The sequence below is a fragment of the Streptomyces sp. NBC_00669 genome, assembly GCF_036226785.1.
In the GTDB taxonomy this organism is placed as follows: domain Bacteria; phylum Actinomycetota; class Actinomycetes; order Streptomycetales; family Streptomycetaceae; genus Actinacidiphila.
Genome location: NZ_CP109018.1, coordinates 4847757 through 4866653, shown reverse-complemented (window position 1 = coordinate 4866653; position 18897 = coordinate 4847757). Strand labels below are relative to the sequence as shown.

The window sequence follows — 18897 nt, the reverse complement described above, 5'->3', positions numbered from 1 at the left end:
GCGCCCGCCCGTGAAGACGCCCGCCGCGTGACGACGCCCGCTGAAGTCCCCTCGTACGCGGGCGTATACGGTCGCGCACGGTACGGGGATACGGGGACAGCCGTCGCCGAGCGGGAGGACGTGCGGACGTGGACGTGTACGAAGCCGTGGACAGCCGCCGGGCCGTGCGGGCGTTCAGCGACGAACCGGTGGCCCGGGACGTGCTCGACCGCGTGCTGGCCGCGGCGACGCGGGCGCCGTCGAGCGGGAACCTCCAGCCCTGGCGCGTGTACGTCGTGACCGGCGAGCCGCTGGCCGCGCTCAAGCGGCGCGCGACGGCCCGGGCCCGGGCGGGCGACCCCGGCGACGACCGGGAGTATCCGATGTACCCGGCCGAACTCGTCCCGCCCTACCGGGACCGCTTCGCCGCCGCGGCCGCCCAGCGGTACGCCGCGCTCGGCATCGCGCGGGACGACGCGGACCGTCCCGCGAAGATCGCCACCCTGAACTCCGCGGCCTTCGGCGCCCCGGTCGTCCTGTTCTGCTACCTCGACCGGACCATGGGCCCCGGGCAGTGGGCCGACGCCGGGATGTACCTGCAGACGGTCATGCTCCTGCTGCGGGCGGAGGGCCTGCACAGCTGCCCCCAGGTGATGTGGACGATGTACCGCACGACGGTCGGCGAGACCACCGGCGCCGACGACGGCCTCGTCCTGCTGTGCGGCCTCGCCGTGGGCCACGAGCAGGACCGCGTCCCGCCGTTGCGCACGGACCGCGCGGACATGACGGAGACGGTCCGCTTCATCGGCCCCTGACAGCCGACGCGGCAGCCGTGAACGGCCCTGCGGACAAGGGGAGTTCGCCGCACCGGCCAGCGCCGCACGGGCGGACCGGCGAACGGGCGGACCGGCGAACGGCGCGTTCCGCGAACGGCGCGTTCCGCGAACGGCGCGTTCCGCGGGCGGGGTCAGTCCGGTGCGGGGGCGAAGCGGGCTATCAGCAGGGAAAGCCGGTGGGCGCGGGCGGGTTCGGGGAGTCGGCCGCTGCGGGTGAGGGTGACCAGGCCGTGCAGGCCGGCCCAGAAGGTCTCGGTGAGGACGCCCGGGTCGTCGCCGGCGGCGAGCGGCCGGACCGCCCGGAGGATCTCACCGAAGGCGTCGTGCAGGGCGGCGGGGGCTTCCGGGGTGGCGAAGGGCAGTTCGACGGCATGGGTGAACATCGCGTCGTAGAGCGCCGGGCGCTGCCGCGAGAAGGAGGTGTACGCCGCCCCCACCGCGGTGAGCGCCGCGCGGGCGCCGTGGGCCGCGGTGCGCGCCGCCCGTAGCTCGGTGGCGAGTTCGGCGCTGCCCTGTACGGCGACGGCGGCCATGATGGCGCCCTTGCCCTTGAAGTGGCTGTACAGGACGGGCTGGCTGTACTCGATCTCGGTGGCGAGCCGCCGGGTGGTGACGGCGTCCCAGCCCTCCGCCTCCGCGAGCTCCCGCGCGGTCGTGACGATCAGCTGCTCGCGCTCCGCTCGTTCGCGCTCCCGGCGCGTCTGGATCGACATGACCTGATTCTAGCATCGCTAGAATCCGTGCCAGCGATCTGCTAGCTTCATTCCTGTCGCTAGCACCGCTAGAATCGCTGAAACGGAGATGCGCCATGACCGCCACCGCGTACACCCTCGCCGTCGTCCTCAACCTCTTCGTGGTCTTCATCGGAGCCCGGTTCCTGCTCCAGCCCCGGCCGGCCGCCGCCGGTTACGGCGTGCCCGCCAAGCCGGACGGCGATGCCGCCTTCCTCACCGTCAAGGGAGTTCGGGACGGCACGTACGGCGTGCTCGGCCTGGTGCTGCTGATCCTGGTCGGCGCCCGTGCCGAAGCCTGGTTCATGCTGGTGGTGGCGCTGCTGCCGCTCGGCGACACCCTGATAGTGCTGCGCCACGGCGGCACCCGGGCGGTCGCGTTCGGCATCCACTTCGCCACCGCCGTCACCCTCCTGATCAGCGCCGCCCTGCTCTTCGCCGTCTGAGCCGGCCGGGGCCGCACGGCCCCCGCACCGCCTCGACCTGCGGGCTTCCGGCGGTCGTGCGACGGTGGAACGACCCCTGGCCCGTCACGGCCGGTGCGCGAAAGGCGGAGTGCCATGACCCATCTCTCCGGCGATGTCCCAGGAGGCGCGCTCGCCGCGCTCGCCCGATCCGCCTGGCAGGTACTGCTCACCGCCGGAATCGCCGCGATCGCCCTGGGCGTCATCGTCCTCGCCTGGCCCCACTCGACGCTGCTGGTGGTGGGCATCCTGTTCGGCGTCTACCTGGTGGCGAGCGGCGTCCTCCAACTGGCCGGCGCCTTCGGCCCGCACGTGCCCGGCGGCATGCGGGCGCTGTCCTTCGTCACCGGGGCGCTGAGCGTGCTGCTCGGGTTGATCTGCTTCCGCGGCGCCGCGGAGTCGCTGCTGCTGCTGGCGCTGTGGATCGGCTTCGGCTGGCTGCTGCGCGGGATCATGATGGTCGCCGTCGCGGTCTCCACCGAGGACCTGCCGGCCCGCGGCTGGCAGGTGTTCTTCGGCGCGATCACGCTCGTGGCGGGCATCGTGCTGATCGTCTCCCCCTTCGGCTCGCTGACCGCCCTCACGATCGTCTCCGGCATCTGGCTGATCGTCCTGGGCGTGGCCGAGGTCGTCCACGCGATCAGCCTCCGTTCCCTGACCACCCGAACCCGGCCGCCCGCCCACACCCCCGCCTGACGTTCGCGCGGGTGTTCGTCGCGGTCGTATGACAGTGGTCACCGTCTCGTCACAGGGAACGCACCGTGGAAACCCCTTCCGACGGCTCACCCTCCTCATGAGTGTCAGTCGACGCACATGACCAGACCGTCGCATAGGGGAAATACATGAACCGCCGTTTCGCGCTCACCACCGTCGTCCTGGGCTCAGCCGCCGTGCTCCTCGGCACCGCGTGCGGGTCGTCCTACGCCGCTTCGGGCACGCCGACGGGCGGCGCCAAGGCGGTCAGCGCCGTGGCGAAGGAGTCCGTGCAGGTGTCCGCGGCGGCGGCCGGCAACTGGAAGGCGTGCTACAAGCCGAAGGGCTACGACCACTTCTTCGCGTACCACTCCGCCAAGCTCGTCAAGGGCAAGGTCACGGTGCGCGTCACCCCGGAGACCTGCAAGGTGAACACGCACAACGACGAGGACGTCGTCTACACGCCGAGCGGCGCGGCCCGCTCCCTCGTCGTCCCGTCCACCGCCTCCGTCAAGGTCCTCAACCTCAACGTCGACACGTCCCCGCACAAGGTCGCCCCGCGCTGGCTGGTCTCCCACAAGCTGACCAACGCGGACTTCTACTACCGCGTCAACAGCAAGAACCAGGTCACCGCCATGGAGGAGATCTACCACCCGTAAGCAGCACGGGCGCCCGGGTGCCGCGGCGTCGTACGCACGCGGCCCCCGGGGGCGCCGAAAACCGCGACCGCCGAGAGCTACGGGCAGGGGTCGTCGTCCCCGCCGGCGCGGGCGAAGCGGGAGAAGCGGGCGAGCAGGGGCGGGGAGTCCCAGCCGGTGCGCTCGCCGCTGAGCCAGCCGTCGACCGAGGGGGTCGGCGGGCGGACCCGGCCGAGGTAGTAGAGGGCCACACCGATCAGCGCGCCCGCGAGGGAGATCCCGAAGCAGATCCACAGCGCCGTCCTGGTGCCCGAGTCCGCGTTCGCGCCGACGGTGGCGGCGACGTAGAGCAGCACCGGGGCGATCAGGAACGCGGCGACCGCGCGGACGAGTTCGACGATCGCGAAGACCCGCTGCACGTTGCTGGAGCGCAGCGAGAAGCCCGCGATGAACAGGGCGGGGACGACCGAGGCGCCGACCCCGACACCGACCAGGCCCGAGCCGACCGCGACGAGGGTGGAGGTCGGCGGGGCGGCGGCGTTCATGACCAGGACGCCGGCGGCCAGGAAGAGCAGGCCGACGAGGACGAAGTAGTGCAGCAGGCGGGTGTGGAACGTGGCGCCGAAGAACAGCGCCGCGAGTACCGCGCCGCCGAACTCGGGGAGGTAGACCAGCCCCAGGTGCAGCGGCGTGGTCCGGTGCGCGAGCGAGATCTGGGTCAGCGAGATCGCCGACACCGACGCGGCCGCCGCGCAGATCGCGGCCACGATCCCGGCGACCGGGAGCGTACTGAGCAGGCTCTGCACGCACAGCAGCGGATGCCTGCTCGTGTACTCGTGGACGAACAGGACGACGATCAGCAGCAGCCCGCCGATCAGCGGCCCCCAGGTGCGGGCTTCGGCGAAGCGGTGGGCGGTCAGCTCCGAGGCGCCGAAGAACGCGGAGACGCATCCGACGGTGGCCAGGCACAGGGCGATGTAGTCGATGGGGGCGTCCGGCGCGGCCGGCGGGACCTCCTGGTAGGTCAGCAACGACAGCGCCAGGGCCGCCACCGCGACGCCGGCGATCGCCCAGAACAGCGGCCGCCAGCCGTGCGCGGACGCCTGGACGCCGCCGAGCACCGGCCCGAGCGCGACCGCGCCGAAGATGCACATGTTCATCACGACGGCGGTCGTCCGCAGCCGGGCCGCCGGATACCCGATGATCAGCGGCGGCACGGCGGCGATCAGCAGCAGGCTCGTGCACAGGCCCTGGAGGACGTGCCCGACGACGAACATCGCCGGGGCGGTCGCCGCCGCGGTGAGCACCGAGCCGACCACCAGCGCGCTGCCGTAGACCAGCAGCATCCGGCGCTGCGGCAGCAGTTGGGCGAACTGGACGGCCAGCACCGTGCCGACCGCGTACCCGGCGTTGGCCATGCCGGACGTCACGCTGAGCGCCTCCGCACTCATGTGCAGGTCCTTCGCGATCAGCGGCGTGATGCTGCTCAGCGCCGCCGAGAGCGCCAGGAACGGCACCAGGGCGAACACGACCATCGCCGCCACCGCGGGATAGCGGCCGGCCAGGGGACCCCGTCGCATCGGTCGTTTTCTCCTCGTTCGGCGGAAATGTGCTGTCACCATGGTGGACCGCCATGGCTGGCGGCCCCGTCAGGCGCAGCGGCCGAAGTCACCCGATCGAGATTCGTGCGGGCGGCCGGCGCCGCAGCTCCTTGTCCGTGAGCGCGGGCGGGTCGTAGTGGGTGACGTCGTGGTTGAGGTCGGTGCCGGGCGGCACGATCTCGTCGATACGGTCGAGGACATCGCCGCTGAGCACCGTCCCCGCGGTGTCCAGCAGCGAGGTGAGCTGGTCGCGGGTGCGCGGGCCGATGATCACCGAGGTGATCGCGGGGTGCGCGAGCACGAAGCCGGTGGCGAGCGCGGGCAGGGTCAGCCCGGCGTCGGCGGCCACCTTCCGCAGCTCGGTGACCGCGGCGAGCTTGGCCGCGTTGCCGGGCAGCCCGGTGTCGAAGAGCTGCGGCAGGAAGCCGGACCGGGTGGCCTCGGCGGGGTCCGCGCCGTCGGGGCCGCCGTACTTGCCCGACAGCCAACCGCCCGCGAGCGGGCTCCAGGTGAGGACGCCCATGCCGTACTTCCGCGCGGCGGGCAGCACGTCCCGCTCGACCGCGCGGGCCAGCATCGAGTACGGCGGCTGCTCGGCGCGGAAGCGGAGGTGGCCGCGCTTCTCGGCGACCCACTGGGCCTCCACGATCTCCGCGGCCGGGAAGGTGGACGTGCCGATCGCCCGGACCTTGCCGGAACGCACCAGGTCGGACAGTGCCGACAGGGTCTCGTCGATGTCGGTGTCCGGGTCGGGGCGGTGCACCTGGTACAGGTCGATCCGGTCGGTGCCGAGTCTGCGCAGGCTGTCCTCGACCGCGCGGACGATCCAACGGCGGGAGTTGCCGCGGTGGTTGGCGTCCTGGCCCATCCCGTAGTGGAACTTGGTGGCGAGCACCACGTCGTCCCGGCGGCCTCTGAGCGCCTTCCCGACGATCACCTCGGACTCGCCGTCGGAGTACATGTCGGCGGTGTCGATGGTGTTGATGCCCGCGTCGAGCGCGGTGTGCACGATCCGGACGGCCTCGTCGTGGTCCTTGGTGCCCCACGCGCCGAGCATCATCGCGCCGAGGGTGAACTCGCTGACGGAGATGCCGGTGCCGCCGAGTGTCCTGCGATCCATGGGGTGCCTGCCTTCGGGTGGTTCGGTGGGTCGGGGTGTTCGGGTGGGTCCGGTGTCGGGGTGGGCCGGATGGGCCTGGTGGCGAACTCCGTTGCGCCGGACCCGGGTTCGACCCTGCCGGTCGGGCCGGGCGGCGACCAGACCGGGCCGAGGCTGGTACCCGCGGGGCCTGGCTGGGCGGGCCGGACCGGGCATGCCGGAGAATGGGGCCATGCACGCCGAGCCGGAGATCAACGCGTTCCTCAAGGCCCGCCGGGCCGCTCTCGACCCGGCCGGGCTCGGCCTGCCGCCCGGCGGGACCCGCCGCAGGGTGCGCGGGCTGCGCCGTGACGAGGCCGCCCACCTGGCGGGGATCAGCGTGGAGTACTACACCCGCATCGAGCAGGGCCGCGGCGGCAACGTCTCACCCGAGGTGCTCGACTCCCTCGCCCGCGGGCTGCGGCTGACCGCGGCCGAGCACGAATACCTGCGGAACGTCGCGCACCGCGCGGCGCACGCCGCGACCACCCGCTGCCAGGTCGGGGAGGAGGCCCCGCAGGTCGTACGGCCCGGGCTGCGGGTCATGATCGACGCGATGGACGGCGTCGCGGCCGTGGTCTACGGCCGGGCCATGGACGTCCTGGCGTGGAACCGGTTGGGCGGGCTGATCGGCTGCGACTTCGCCCGGCTGCCCCCGGGCGAGCGCAACATCGCCAAGCAGATGTTCCTCCGCGCGGACGTCGAGGCCGGCCACCCGGAGGTCGCGCAGGTCCGCCGCGAGATCGTCGCCGTGCTCCGCGCCGAGGCCGGCCGCTTCCCGGACAGCGTGCGGCTGTGCCACGTGGTCGGCGAACTGCTCGAAAGCAGCCCGGAGTTCGCCCGGCTCTGGGAGTCGCAGGAGGTCGAGGAGAAGACGTACGGCGTCAAGCGCGTCATCGATCCCCGGCACGGCCTGCTGGAGTTGCAGTTCCAGGCGATGCGCCTGCCGCCGCCGGACGACGAGTTGACCCTCCTGCTCTACGCGGCCGAGCCGGACTCCCCCACCCGGAAGGCGCTCCGCGCCCTGTCGGCCGACGCCGAAGAGCACGGCGCCCTACCAGCGACAGGCACGCCGTAACGCCCTTCGTGCGTCCGCCGCGGAGCCCGCCACTTGAAGCTTTCAATCGGTCCGGCCGCCCCCGGCTCACACCCGCCGCACCCGTCGGCGCAGATCATTCCTGGTTGAACTGTTGATTGAACGCAGCCCCGGGGCTAGCGTGCGCTGGCGGATTGAATCGTCTCAGTCGGGATCGTGAGCGGTGGGGCCGGACCAGCGGGCGCGATACCGCCGTCACGCGTGTGGAACGGGAAGAGGGGCCATGATCCACCTGTCGAGGCACAGAGGAACGCTGGCCGCGGTGTCGGCCGGCGTCACTGTGATCAGCATGCTGACGGTGAACGCGGCGGCGGCGCAGCCCGCGCACGGCGCGCAGCCGGCGAAGAACCCGTGGACCGACACCGGCTACCAGCCCCGGCAGGGGGACTGGCGGCCCTACGTCCTCGCGCCCCGGGGCCACGTCGTCGAACCGGTCTCGGTGTCCTCGGTCTCGGCCCGGGGCGGCTCCGTCCAGGGCGACCCGAAGGCGCTGCTCGGCAAGGGCAGCAAGCCGCTGCGGCTGACCGGTTCCGGCGACCGCACCCAATCGCCGCTGGTGACCCTGGACTTCGGCAAGGACGTGGGCGGCAAGATCCGGATACGGGTGGCCGGCGCGTCGAAGACCCCGCCCCGACTGCACGTGTGCTTCAGCGAGTCGAAGCAGTTCGCGGCCTCCCCGGCACAGAGCAACAACGGCGAGGACGCGGTCGCTCCCGGCTGCGACACCGCCAACATCTGGAACGGCTACCCGGGCCAGCCCTACACCTACGACGCCGACAGCCACACCTTCACCGTCGACCCGGCCAAGCTCCCGGCCACCCTCACCGACAGCCAGTTGCGCGGCGGCTTCCGCTACGCCACCGTCTTCCTCGACGGCCCCGGCTGGGTCGACCTCGGCGCGGTCTCCCTCGACTTCTCGGCGGCGCCCAAGCAGTCCGACCCCGCCGCGTACCAGGGCTGGTTCCTGTCCAGCGACAACGAGCTGAACAAGATCTGGTACAGCGGCGGATACACCGTCCAGCTGGACACCTGGATGTCGGACACCGCCAAGAGCTGGCCCTACCAGACCGGCGAGGCCGACCACTCCGACGCGCAGGTGCCCGGGGCCGACCCCGGGCAGGAGGTCATCTTCGACGGCGCCAAGCGCGACCGGGTGGTCTGGCAGGGCGACCTCGCCATCCAGGCCCCGGTCACCTACCTCAGCACCGACGACGTGCCCGCCGTCGACAACTCGCTCTCCTCGCTCGCCTCCCAGCAGCTCCCCGACGGCTACATGCCCGCCGAGAGCCTGGTCGGCCCGCACAACCAGGACGAGATCCGCACCTACGGCGAGTACGTCACCTGGTTCGTGTACAACCACTACGAGCACTGGCTCTACACCGGCGACCAGGCGTATCTGGCCAAGTGGTGGCCCCAGTTGACCAAGGCGATGGCCTGGCTGGAGTCGGTCCGCAGCCAGGACGGCACCGGGCTGATCTCCTTCGCGAGCGCCAACTCCTGCGGCCACTACGGCTACAGCGACTGCGGCCACGAGACGTACGTCAACGCGCTGTACAAGCGGAACCTCGACGAGATGGCCGCGCTGGCCGCCTCCCGCGGTGACGCCGCCGGCGCCCGTACCTACGCCGGCCGCGCCGGCGACGTGAAGGACGCGATCAACTCCCAGCTGTGGGACGCCTCGACCGGCGCCTACCGGCTCTCCACCGAGATCCCGACCGCGTACCCGCAGGACGCCAACGCCGCCGCCGTGCTCACCGGCATCGCGAGCAGCGACCGCTCCGCGCGGGCCATGGAGTACCTGCGGAAGAACAACTGGAGCACCTACGGCTCGCTGACCGTCTCTCCCAGCACCCCCAACGCCTCCATCCAGCCCTTCTACGAGCCGCTGCCCAGCGGCTTCGAGGCGAGCGCGCGCCTGGACGTGCCCGACCCCAGCGGCGCCGAGCAGCAGCAGGCGCTCCAGCTCATGCGGACCTTCTGGGGCCACCAGCTCAGCGAGGACCCCGGCAGCACCCTGTGGGAGAAGGCGAACCTCGACGGCGACCCCGGTATCGCGCAGTTCACCAGCCTCGCGCACGGCTGGGCGGCCGGCCCGACGATCTCGCTGACCACCCAGGTGCTGGGCGTCCAACCGACCGCGGCCGGCTTCTCCGGCTACTCGATCGTGCCCACCCCCGGCGGCCTGACCTGGGCGCAGGGCAGCGTCCCGACCCCGCACGGCGCCATCACCGCCTCCTGGCGGTCCTCGGCGCACGGCTTCACGCTGACCGCCACCGCCCCGCGCGGCACCGTCGGCGAACTCGCGGTCCCGACCGGCGGGCACAAGGTCCGGGTCGAACTCGACGGCCGTACGGTCTGGAACGGCACCCGGGCGGTGGGCGGCGCGCAGGTCAGCGCCGACGGCACCACCGTCCGCGTGGGTCATGTCGGCCCGGGCCACCACACGCTGACGTCCCACACCCTGTGAGGTCGCGCACCCGGAGATCGCACGCCGGGTGAGCTGTCCCGCCGGGTGAGATGTCCCGCCGGGTGACGTCGGGGCCGGCCGGTCGCGGGTGCGCGATCGGCCGGCCCTCGGCGTGGTCAGCTCTGCGGGGTCGACGGCGACCAGGCGCTGCCGTCGTAGAAGTAGGTGGGGTCGTTCTTCAGTCCCACCGTGCGGAAGGGCTTGCCGTGGTCGTCGACCCGCAGGGTGCCCTGGCGGTCGCCGCAGGTCCAGACGAGTTCCAGGTACCAGCTGACGTCGCGGTCCGAGGTGTGCGCGTCCACGTCGAGAACCTGCGAGTCGCGGGCGATCTGGAAGGGGAAGGTGGACAGCACGGGCGTCGAGCCGTCGTCCACGTAGCCGCGCACCGGGCGGGCCCGCGGAGCGGTCGTGTCGAGGTCGACGGCGAACGACGCCGGTTCGAGGCCGCCGCCGCATCCCGAGCCGGGGGTGTAGCCGTTCCCCTTCGGCGCGGCCGTGCTGCTGACGACGCGCACGTACAGCGCGTGCAGCACCACCGGCTGCCCGGACACGCTCTGCGCGGTCACCTGGAGCCGCAGGTCCCCGGCCGGTACGCCGCCGAGCGCGCCGGCCCACGCGTCGTCCTGCTGGAGTGACGGCGGGGGCGGGACCTTGCCCGGCGGCTGCCGCAGCAGGAACCACTGGCCGCACTGGGTGTCCCAGTTGTCCGACAGCACGGTCACCTGGACCGGCGGTGACGAGCTGCCCGCGGCCGGCGGCGTGGTGGGCGCGGTGGATCGGGAGGGCGCGCCGGCCTTCCGGCCGGACGCCGTCGTGGTGGGAGCGGGGCTCGCCGGCGCGGTGGTCGAAGTGGTCGCGGCGGGGGCGCCGACGACGGCCGCGGCCGTGGTCCGCGGGCGCGAGGCCGCGGGAGCGCCGCGGTCGGCGCCGTGCGCGGAGTGCAGCACCAGCGGAAGCACCGCGGCCATCGCGGCGGCGGCTCCCACCGCGACCCTGGTCCGGCGCCGCCAGGACGAGGAGGGCTCGCCGCCGGCCTCGGGCAGCTCGGCCAGGTCCGGCAACTCGGGTGCTTCGGGCGGGCCGGGCGGTCCGGGCGCCTCGGGCGGGCCAGGGGCGGCGGGCGGGTGCGGCGCCGATATGCCCGCTCCCGCGTCGCCGGGCCCCATGACTCGCGACGCGCCGTCCGCGCCCGCGCCGTCCACCCCCGCCGCGGCCACGCCCGTAGCGCCGGGCCCTGCCGCGTCCGGAGGCGCCGCCTCGTCCGTGCCGTCCGGTGGGACGTCGACGGGTGCGGCCGGTCCGGGCGCCGCCGGTCCGGGCGCCGCCGGCTCCGGCTCGGCCGGCGCGGCAGACGTGCGGTACTGCTCGCGGCGCCGCTCCGCACTCGCCAGCAGCCACAGCTGGTGCAGCGCCACCAGTTCCTCCGGACCCGCACCGCACAGCCGCGCGAACCGCTCCACGGGGCCGTACTCGGTGGGGACCGCGGCGCCGTTGCAGTAGCGGTGCAGGGTGGAGGTGCTCACGTGCGTCCGGGCGGCGAGCGCACCGTACGTACGCCCCGACTGGTGCTTCAGTTCGCGCAGCCGACTCGCGAACTCCTCGACATATGTGCTCATTCCGCCCTCTTGCTCGTCCCGGGCCGACATTCCAGGAAGCGTCATTCTCGCAGCTCAGGGGGGTGGAACGGTTCCAGTGCCCTCAACTGTGGCCAGACTGTCGAACGCGGGACGCGGCACGGCGCAGAGTTACGGCATCCCACCGCTCCACCACTCACAGCGAAGGCATGCCACCGTGAACGTGAAATCCGTCCTGACCTCCTCCGCGGTCCTCCTCGTCAGCGCCCTCGGCCTCACCGCCTGCCAGTCCGGTTCCACCTCCGCGAGTGACGCGACTCCCTCGCAGCAGGCGAGTGCCGCTTCCGTCGCCTCGGGTGGCAAGGAGTCGGCCTCCGCGCCCGCCGCCTCCCCCTCGGGCCGGTCGACGTCCGGCGGCTCCTCCTCCGGCGGCTCGGGCGGCTCGAAGGGCTCGACCGGCTCCGGCAACTCCGGCGGCACCGGTGGTTCCGGCGGCAGCACCTCGGGCTCCCACGCCACCAGCGACAGCTACGCCTTCGCCCACCCCTGCACGGCGGGCCAGGTGCGGGTGACCGTGACCCGCCGCGACTCGGCGCCCACCCAGCGGGTGATCGAGGTCCGCAACACCGGCGCCTCCTCCTGCGGCCTGAGCTACTTCCCGCTGGTCTCCCTGGACGACTCGCACGCCGCGGACGGCGGCAAGGCCGTCAAGCCGCTCATCCCGAGCGGCCTCGGCGGCGCGCCGGCCTTCCCGGTCTACGCGGGGCACACCGCCTACGCGGTCCTCGACCTCGACCCCAGCGGCGCGACCTCCGGGACCGTGGACGGCATCGACGAACTGAACGTCCTGGCGAACGGCGACCACATGCCGAACGCCGACACCGTCAACTTCCGGCTCGGCTCGGGTTCCCTGGTGCTCAAGCCGAAGCTGGGCCTGTACGGGGCCACCGTCGCCGAGGCGGTCGCGTCCATGCGGACCGCCGACACCAGTTCCTGACCGCGCGGCGCGGCGCCCTCGCTCCGACCGGCCGTGGTTGACCCTCGACCATGTCGAGGGTCGACAGTTCCAGAAGTGGAGAGCGAGATGCGCAGCATCGGCGAGATGGCCCGGGACAGCGGACTGAGCGTGAGCGCCCTGCGGTTCTACGACGGCGCGGGCGTGCTGCCCCCGGCCCGGGTGGACCCGGTCAGCGGCTACCGCTGGTACGACCCGGAGCAGCTCGACGAGGCGCGACTGCTGGCACGGCTGCGCCGGACCGGTATGCCGCTGGCGGACATCCGGCTGGTGCTGGCCGGCTGGTCCGGTGCGGACACCGACCTGGTGCGGGGGTTGCTCCGGGCGCAGGTGCGCCGGCTGGAGCGGGGCCTGGCCGAGGCTCGCGGCGAGCTGTCCACGGTCCGCGCACTCCTCGACCGCAGGGAGAACCCCATGGCTCCGCTCCGCACCACGGCCCTCCGTCTCACCGTCGCCGCACCCGCCCTGGCCGCCGCGCTGGACGCGGTCCGCTTCGCCGCCGGCACCGACCCCGACCTTCCCGTGCTCGGCGGCGTGCTGGTCGACGTCGCGGACGGGGCGCTGCACACCGTGGCCACCGACCGCTACCGGCTGGCCGTCGCGCGGGCCGCCGTCACCGCTCAGGACGGGCCGCCCGCCCGGTTCGTGGTGCCCTCCCCGCTCGCCGACGCGATGCGCGCGCTGCTGCCCGCCGCGGGGGAGGTCGAACTCGCCCTGGACGGCGACCAGGTGGCCCTGGAAGCCGGGGGCCGCCAGGCGGCCGGCGAGTGTCTCGGCCACGGCTTCCCCGACTACCGCCGGCTGGTCCGGCTGCCGGCGGGCACCCGCGTCCCCGTCGACGCCCCGGCCTTCCGCCGGGCGGTGGAAACCGGCCCGGTGCGCGCCGGCGAGGCGCCGGCGGGCGAGCGAGGGGGACAGGGGGCGGAGCTGAGCCTCCTCAAGGTGACCGGGGACGGCTCCGCGGTGACCGTCTGCGCGGACGGCGACGACGATCCGGGCCGGGTCGCCGTCAACCGCCGATACCTGCTGGACGCCCTGGACGCGGCGGCCGGCGACCGGCTGGTGCTGGAGTTCGGCGCCCCCACGGCGCCCCTGGCGATCCGGCGGGCCGACACCGACGACACCTTCTCGGTGCTGATGCCCGTCCGCCTGGAGAGCTGAGCGTACGGCCCGGCCGCTGCGTGGAATTGCGCGTACGGCTACGTGCAGTCCGGGCAGAGCCCGCGGTAGGTGACCTCGGCGGCGGAGACGGTGAAGCCGAAGCGCTCCTCGACCGGGAGGGCGGCGAGCGGGTCGCCGGTGGGGTGGACGTCGCGCACGGTGCCGCAGCCGGCGCACACCAGGTGCTGGTGCGGGTGGTGGGCGTTCGGGTCGTACCGCTTGGCGCGGCCGTCGGTGGCGACCTCGATCACCTCGCCGAGGGAGACCAGCTCGCCGAGCGTGTTGTAGACCGTCGCCCGCGAGATCTCGGGCAGGCGGGCGATGGCGCGGGCGTGCACCTCGTCGGCGGTGAGGTGCACGTGGTCGCCGTCGAGCACCTGCGCGACGACACGCCGCTGGGAGGTCATCCGCCAGCCGCGGGCCCGCAGTCGCTCCACCAGGTCGCTCATGTCGGTTCACCTATTCGGGATCGCGGAATGACCGCAGTTTACCAGTGAGCGTCCGGAATTTGACCGGATATGCCCTTGGGCCCCTTCTTGACTTGGACTGCGTCCATCGTAGGATCGGTTCCGGCGACAGCCAAGGGCCAGGAAGCGCCCTGTACGGCAGGAGAGCCGACACGGCAGGAGCAGGAGCAGGAGACACAGACGTCGAGCCGCTCACCCGCGGTTTCCGGGCCGTTCCGGCTCCGCCGGGCGCTCCGCGGCTCCCCTGTCCCGCCTCCCCGGCTCCTCCACCGCCCGCAGTGCCTGAGCACCGTGATCCGCCAGGTCCGGAAGGATTTCCATGTCTGACAACACCCACAACAACGACGCGATCGTCGTGGACGCCAAGACGGAGGGCGCGGGAGGCTGCCCGGTCGCGCACGACCGCGCCCCGCACCCGACCCAGGGCGGCGGGAACCGCGGCTGGTGGCCGGACCGGCTCAACCTGAAGATCCTCGCCAAGAACCCCGCCGTGGCCAACCCGCTCGGCGAGGACTTCGACTACGCCGCGGCGTTCGGCACCCTCGACCTCGCGGCCGTCAAGCAGGACGTCGCCGAGGTGCTCACCACTTCGCAGGACTGGTGGCCGGCCGACTTCGGCAACTACGGCCCGTTCATGATCCGGATGGCCTGGCACAGCGCGGGCACGTACCGGATCAGCGACGGCCGCGGCGGCGCCGGCGCCGGGCAGCAGCGCTTCGCCCCGCTCAACAGCTGGCCGGACAACGGCAACCTGGACAAGGCCCGCCGCCTGCTGTGGCCGGTGAAGAAGAAGTACGGCCAGAGCCTGTCCTGGGCCGACCTGTTGATCCTCGCCGGCAACGTGGCGCTGGAGTCGATGGGCCTGGAGACCTTCGGGTTCGCCGGCGGCCGCGAGGACGTCTGGGAGCCGGAGGAGGACGTCTACTGGGGCCCGGAGACCACCTGGCTCGACGACCGGCGCTACACCGGCGACCGCGAGCTGGAGAACCCGCTCGGCGCCGTCCAGATGGGCCTGATCTACGTCAACCCCGAGGGCCCCAACGGCAACCCGGACCCGATCGCCGCGGCCCGCGACATCCGTGAGACGTTCCGCCGGATGGCGATGAACGACGAGGAGACCGTGGCGCTGATCGCGGGCGGCCACACCTTCGGCAAGACCCACGGCGCCGGCCCGGCCGACGCCGTCGGCGACGACCCCGAGGCCGCGCCGATCGAGGCGCAGGGCCTGGGCTGGAAGAACAGCTACGGCACCGGCAAGGGCGCGGACGCCATCACCTCCGGCCTGGAGGTGACCTGGACCAGCACGCCCACCCGGTGGAGCAACGGCTTCTTCGACAACCTCTTCGGCTACGAGTGGGAGCTCACCAAGAGCCCGGCCGGCGCCAACCAGTGGAAGCCGAAGGACGGCGCCGGCGAGGGCACCGTCCCGCACGCCCACGACGCCTCGAAGAAGATCGCGCCGTCGATGCTCACCACCGACCTGGCGCTGCGCTTCGACCCGGTCTACGAGCCGATCTCCCGCCGCTTCCACGAGAACCCGGCGGAGTTCGCGGACGCGTTCGCCCGTGCCTGGTACAAGCTGACCCACCGCGACATGGGCCCGAAGTCGCTGCTGCTCGGCCCGGAGGTGCCCGCGGAGACCCTGCTGTGGCAGGACCCACTGCCCACGGCGGACTACGAGGCGATCGACGCCGCGGACGTCACCGCGCTCAAGGCGAAGATCCTCGGCACCGGCCTGACCGTCCCGCAACTGGTCTCCGCCGCCTGGGCGTCGGCCTCGACCTACCGCGGCAGCGACAAGCGCGGCGGCGCCAACGGCGCCCGGGTACGCCTGGAGCCGCAGCGCGGCTGGGAGGTCAACAACCCGGACGAGCTGGCCACGGTGCTGCGCGCCCTGGAAGGCGTCCAGCAGGAGTTCAACGCCTCCTCCGGTGCGAAGAAGGTGTCGCTGGCCGACCTGATCGTGCTCGGCGGCGCCGCGGCGGTCGAGAAGGCCGCCAAGGACGGCGGGCACGCGATCGAGGTGCCCTTCACCCCCGGCCGGGTCGACGCGACCGACGAGCACACCGACGCGGAGTCGTTCGCCGCGCTGGAGCCGGGCGCCGACGGCTTCCGCAACTACGTCGGCAAGGGCAACCGGCTGGGTGCCGAGTACCTGCTGCTCGACCGGGCCAACCTGCTCACGCTCACCGCTCCGGAGACCACCGTCCTGGTCGGCGGCCTGCGCGTGCTGGGCGCCAACCACGACGGTTCGAAGCTCGGTGTGCTCACCGACGCCCCGGGCACCCTGACGAACGACTTCTTCGTCAACCTGCTCGACCTGGGCACCACGTGGACGCCGACCTCCGAGGACTCGACCACCTTCGAGGCCCGCGACGACGCCACCGGCGCGGTCAAGTGGACCGGCACCCGTGCCGACCTCGTGTTCGGCTCGAACTCCGAGCTGCGCGCGCTGGCCGAGGTGTACGCGAGCGACGACGCGAAGCAGAAGTTCGTCACGGACTTCGTCGCGGCGTGGACCAAGGTGATGGACCTCGACCGGTTCGACCTCGCCTGAGCGACCGCTCTGCACTGCCGAACGCGCGGACCGCGCCGGGGCCATGGCCCGGGCGCGGTCCGCGCCGTTTCGGCGCCCAGGGCTCAGGGGGCCACGGCTCAGGGGCCAGGGCTCAGGAGGGCCAGGGCTCAGGGGGCCAGGAGGGATTCGGCCGTCGCGGTGCGGGCGTACAGGACGCTGCGGCCGGTGCGGTGCGCGGTGGTGAGGCCCGCGTCGCGCAGCGCGGTGAGGTGCTGGGAGACGGCGGGGGCCGACAGGCCGGTACGGGCGGCGAGTTCGGTGGTGGAGGCGGGGGAGTCGAGTTCGGCGAGCAGCAGCGCCTTCGACCGGCCGAGTACGGCGGCGAGCGCGCCGCCCCGGACCACCGGGCGGGATGCCCACAGGGTGCCGACGCCCCTTGCCGGGTAGGCCAGTTGGGGCGGGTCCGGGGGCCGCACGAGGGTGAGGGGGCCCGGACCGGTGAAGGCGGAGGGGATCAGCAGCAGCCCCGCGCCCGCGGTGTTCCGGGCCAGGGCCCGCCGTCGGCGGCCGAGCCGTAGCGCGCTGTGGTTCCAACTCACCGAGGGGTGAAGGTCGTTGAGCAGCGCGGCCGCGCCGTGCTCGGCGACCTGGCGGGCGCGGTGGAAGATGTCGGCGTCGAGCACCGCGCGGACCCGGGCCCAGTAGGGAGCCAGCGCCACCTCCCAGTAGGCGGTGATCTCCTCGGCGAGCGCAGGGAGTTGGGCGCGCGGTTCGGCGTGCAGGGCGCGGGCGCGCGGGCCGAGACCACCCGGAGCCTCGCGGAGCCGATCGAGGTCGTGGCGGACCTGGGCGGCGGGGGCGGCGAGGACCCGGGCCAGTTCCGCCGCGAGGGTGGGGGCGGGGCCTGCGGGCGCGGGGTTGAGGAAGTCCGGAACGTAGCCGTCCGGCGCGTCGGGCGGGATGAGTTCGGCCAGCCGGCCGCGGTCCAGCCCGGCGGCGGCCACCCGCGGCCGCACCTGGTCGATCCAGGGCTGGTGCACGGCGTGCGCCGCGCGCGAGCGCAGCAGCCGGAAGCTGGTGCCGACCTCCCACATCGGCGAGACGGCGAACCGCGTCTGCGCCAGATCGCTGGTCGAGAACGCCAGTTCCGCGGGAATCGGGGCCTCCAGGATTTCGGTATTCCTTAATCGTTGGCACCGAGCCTAGTGCGCGGCGAGCATGCCGGCATGACCTCGAAGAACATGGCCTCGGGCAGCGCGGAAGCGAATCCGGAACGTCCGGCAGGTCCGGCAGGTCCGGCCGGCCCGGCTCCTTCCGCGGCGCCGGCAGGGGAGCCCGGTCCGGCGGCGGGCGGGACCGGGGAGCCTGCACCCGCGGGACCCGCCAGCTCCATGGCCGGCAGGACCGACAGGACCGACAGCACGGCCGGCCCCGACGGCCCCGGCCATACGACCGCCGCCGGCCCCGGGGACGCCCGCCCCCGCCCGGTCACCGCGGACGCGTCCGGCACCTGGGTGCTCGGCGACCTTCCCGTCCACCGGATCGGGTTCGGCGCGATGCGGCTGCCCCAGACCGGCGAGGCGTTCGCGGCCGGAGCGGCACCCCGCGACCGCGGCCAGGCGATCCGCGTGCTGCGCCGCGCGGTCGAGCTCGGCGTGAACCACATCGATACCGCCGCCTTCTACTTCTCGCCGCTGCGCTCGGCGAACGAGCTGATCAACGCCGCGCTCGCGCCCTACCCCGAGGGCCTCGTCCTCTCCACCAAGGTCGGACCCGGCCGCGACCCGTCCGGCCGGTGGCAGCCGCACGCGGGGCCCGGGCAGTTGCGCGGCCAGGTCGAGGAGAACCTGCGGCAACTCGGCCGCGACCACCTCGACGTGGTGAACCTGCGGATCGTCGGCACCGACTCGATCGCCGAACGCTTCGGCGCCTTGGCCGAGTTGCGCGCCGCGGGCCTCATCCGCCACCTCGGGGTCTCCAACGTCCGCCCCGCGCAGCTCGCCGAGGCCCGGGCGATCGCGCCGGTGGTCTGCGTGCAGAACGCGTACGGCGTCGGCTCGGCGCCCGAGCAGCGCGACTTCGTCCGGGCCTGCGGCGAGCAGGGCGTCGCCTTCGTGCCGTTCTACGCGATCGCCGGCGCCGGCGGCCAGGCGGGCGCGGGCGGCACCGAGAGCGAGGACGTGCTCGCCGTCGCCCGCGCGCACGGCGCGACCCCCGCGCAGGTCCGGCTCGCCTGGACCCTTCAGCACGGCCCGCACGTCCTCGCCATCCCCGGCACCGGCGACCCCCGCCACCTCGCCGAGAACCTCGCCGCGAGCGCGCTGCGCCTCACCCCGGCGGAGGTGGCCCGCCTCGGCGCGGTGCGCCGGTGACGCGGTCGCGCCGACCGGCCGCCCCGAGCCGCGCACGGCATACCGGACGAATGGGGCGTGGCGGCGCGGATATCGGGGGTCGGGGTCTGCATGATGGCGGGGCGGGTGTCTGTCGTCGGTCGCGGGTTCCGAGTGAAGTGGGTGGAG

16 protein-coding genes are annotated in these 18897 nt (G+C 73.4%); 10 read left to right on the top strand and 6 right to left on the bottom strand.

The window, feature by feature from the left end; genetic code table 11:
• Positions 1-128 precede the first annotated feature (128 nt).
• Positions 129-794: a nitroreductase gene (locus OG896_RS20300; protein ID WP_329367386.1), complete on the top strand. Its 666-nt coding sequence runs from the start codon at positions 129-131 to the stop codon at positions 792-794.
• 152 nt (positions 795-946) lie between these two features.
• Here OG896_RS20300 and OG896_RS20295 read toward each other — a convergent pair whose 3' ends face one another.
• Entirely contained in the window at positions 947-1528 is a 582-nt protein-coding gene (locus OG896_RS20295; RefSeq protein ID WP_328466193.1) for a TetR/AcrR family transcriptional regulator, read from the bottom strand.
• Between the two features lie 95 nt (positions 1529-1623).
• On the opposite strand from OG896_RS20295, the gene OG896_RS20290 reads away from it, so the two are divergent.
• The 3 genes from OG896_RS20290 to OG896_RS20280 all read left to right on the top strand — a co-directional run bounded on the left by OG896_RS20290 (position 1624) and on the right by OG896_RS20280 (position 3362).
• Positions 1624-1992 (top strand): DUF4267 domain-containing protein, encoded by a 369-nt coding sequence (locus OG896_RS20290; protein WP_329367384.1) that lies wholly within the window; start codon positions 1624-1626, stop codon positions 1990-1992.
• A gap of 114 nt (positions 1993-2106) precedes the next feature.
• A complete protein-coding gene (locus tag OG896_RS20285) occupies positions 2107-2706 on the top strand; it encodes an HdeD family acid-resistance protein (protein WP_329367382.1) in 600 nt (199 codons plus the stop codon).
• Positions 2707-2852: 146 nt separating this feature from the next.
• Positions 2853-3362: a hypothetical protein gene (locus OG896_RS20280; RefSeq protein WP_329367380.1), complete on the top strand. Its 510-nt coding sequence runs from the start codon at positions 2853-2855 to the stop codon at positions 3360-3362.
• 77 nt (positions 3363-3439) lie between these two features.
• On the opposite strand, the gene OG896_RS20275 is transcribed toward OG896_RS20280, so the two are convergent.
• Together OG896_RS20275 and OG896_RS20270 are read right to left on the bottom strand one after the other, a co-directional pair.
• A complete protein-coding gene (locus OG896_RS20275) occupies positions 3440-4921 on the bottom strand; it encodes an MFS transporter (RefSeq protein ID WP_329367378.1) in 1482 nt (493 codons plus the stop codon).
• Positions 4922-5009: 88 nt separating this feature from the next.
• A complete protein-coding gene (locus OG896_RS20270; RefSeq protein ID WP_329367377.1) occupies positions 5010-6062 on the bottom strand; it encodes an aldo/keto reductase in 1053 nt (350 codons plus the stop codon).
• 211 nt (positions 6063-6273) lie between these two features.
• On the opposite strand from OG896_RS20270, the gene OG896_RS20265 reads away from it, so the two are divergent.
• Together OG896_RS20265 and OG896_RS20260 are read left to right on the top strand one after the other, a co-directional pair.
• Complete coding sequence (locus OG896_RS20265) at positions 6274-7158, top strand: helix-turn-helix transcriptional regulator (protein ID WP_329367375.1); 885 nt, start codon at positions 6274-6276, stop codon at positions 7156-7158.
• A gap of 307 nt (positions 7159-7465) precedes the next feature.
• A complete protein-coding gene (locus OG896_RS20260) occupies positions 7466-9643 on the top strand; it encodes an alpha-L-rhamnosidase-related protein (RefSeq protein WP_329367373.1) in 2178 nt (725 codons plus the stop codon).
• A 116-nt stretch (positions 9644-9759) separates the two neighbouring features.
• On the opposite strand, the gene OG896_RS20255 is transcribed toward OG896_RS20260, so the two are convergent.
• A complete protein-coding gene (locus tag OG896_RS20255; protein ID WP_329367371.1) occupies positions 9760-11259 on the bottom strand; it encodes a helix-turn-helix domain-containing protein in 1500 nt (499 codons plus the stop codon).
• A 175-nt stretch (positions 11260-11434) separates the two neighbouring features.
• On the opposite strand from OG896_RS20255, the gene OG896_RS20250 reads away from it, so the two are divergent.
• Together OG896_RS20250 and OG896_RS20245 are read left to right on the top strand one after the other, a co-directional pair.
• On the top strand, positions 11435-12214 hold the full coding sequence (locus OG896_RS20250) for a DUF4232 domain-containing protein (protein WP_329367370.1): 780 nt from the start codon (positions 11435-11437) through the stop codon (positions 12212-12214).
• A gap of 75 nt (positions 12215-12289) precedes the next feature.
• Positions 12290-13393, top strand: a complete 1104-nt coding sequence (locus OG896_RS20245; protein ID WP_329367368.1) for a DNA polymerase III subunit beta family protein — start codon at positions 12290-12292, stop codon at positions 13391-13393.
• 38 nt (positions 13394-13431) lie between these two features.
• Here OG896_RS20245 and OG896_RS20240 read toward each other — a convergent pair whose 3' ends face one another.
• Positions 13432-13842: a Fur family transcriptional regulator gene (locus OG896_RS20240; RefSeq protein WP_328466221.1), complete on the bottom strand. Its 411-nt coding sequence runs from the start codon at positions 13840-13842 to the stop codon at positions 13432-13434.
• A gap of 337 nt (positions 13843-14179) precedes the next feature.
• Here OG896_RS20240 and katG point away from each other — a divergent pair, with 337 nt between their 5' ends.
• Positions 14180-16417 carry a catalase/peroxidase HPI gene (katG, locus tag OG896_RS20235; RefSeq protein WP_329367364.1) on the top strand — a complete coding sequence of 746 codons (2238 nt, stop codon included), beginning with the start codon at positions 14180-14182 and terminating at the stop codon, positions 16415-16417.
• A 128-nt stretch (positions 16418-16545) separates the two neighbouring features.
• On the opposite strand, the gene OG896_RS20230 is transcribed toward katG, so the two are convergent.
• Positions 16546-17472, bottom strand: a complete 927-nt coding sequence (locus tag OG896_RS20230; RefSeq protein ID WP_329367362.1) for a DUF5937 family protein — start codon at positions 17470-17472, stop codon at positions 16546-16548.
• Between the two features lie 297 nt (positions 17473-17769).
• On the opposite strand from OG896_RS20230, the gene OG896_RS20225 reads away from it, so the two are divergent.
• Positions 17770-18750, top strand: a complete 981-nt coding sequence (locus OG896_RS20225) for an aldo/keto reductase (RefSeq protein ID WP_329367361.1) — start codon at positions 17770-17772, stop codon at positions 18748-18750.
• The last annotated feature ends 147 nt before the right edge of the window (positions 18751-18897 follow it).

Bases quoted from the DNA above. Each gene is read 5' to 3' on its own strand.
- OG896_RS20295 (WP_328466193.1), bottom strand. From the start codon at position 1,528: ATGTCGATCCAGACGCGCCGGGAGCGCGAACGAGCGGAGCGCGAGCAG.
- OG896_RS20290 (WP_329367384.1), top strand. From the start codon at position 1,624: ATGACCGCCACCGCGTACACCCTCGCCGTCGTCCTCAACCTCTTCGTG.
- OG896_RS20285 (WP_329367382.1), top strand. From the start codon at position 2,107: ATGACCCATCTCTCCGGCGATGTCCCAGGAGGCGCGCTCGCCGCGCTC.
- OG896_RS20280 (WP_329367380.1), top strand. From the start codon at position 2,853: ATGAACCGCCGTTTCGCGCTCACCACCGTCGTCCTGGGCTCAGCCGCC.
- OG896_RS20275 (WP_329367378.1), bottom strand. From the start codon at position 4,921: ATGCGACGGGGTCCCCTGGCCGGCCGCTATCCCGCGGTGGCGGCGATG.
- OG896_RS20270 (WP_329367377.1), bottom strand. From the start codon at position 6,062: ATGGATCGCAGGACACTCGGCGGCACCGGCATCTCCGTCAGCGAGTTC.
- OG896_RS20265 (WP_329367375.1), top strand. From the start codon at position 6,274: ATGCACGCCGAGCCGGAGATCAACGCGTTCCTCAAGGCCCGCCGGGCC.
- OG896_RS20260 (WP_329367373.1), top strand. From the start codon at position 7,466: ATGCTGACGGTGAACGCGGCGGCGGCGCAGCCCGCGCACGGCGCGCAG.
- OG896_RS20255 (WP_329367371.1), bottom strand. From the start codon at position 11,259: ATGAGCACATATGTCGAGGAGTTCGCGAGTCGGCTGCGCGAACTGAAG.
- OG896_RS20240 (WP_328466221.1), bottom strand. From the start codon at position 13,842: ATGAGCGACCTGGTGGAGCGACTGCGGGCCCGCGGCTGGCGGATGACC.
- katG (WP_329367364.1), top strand. From the start codon at position 14,180: ATGTCTGACAACACCCACAACAACGACGCGATCGTCGTGGACGCCAAG.
- OG896_RS20230 (WP_329367362.1), bottom strand. From the start codon at position 17,472: ATGTGGGAGGTCGGCACCAGCTTCCGGCTGCTGCGCTCGCGCGCGGCG.
- OG896_RS20225 (WP_329367361.1), top strand. From the start codon at position 17,770: ATGGCCGGCAGGACCGACAGGACCGACAGCACGGCCGGCCCCGACGGC.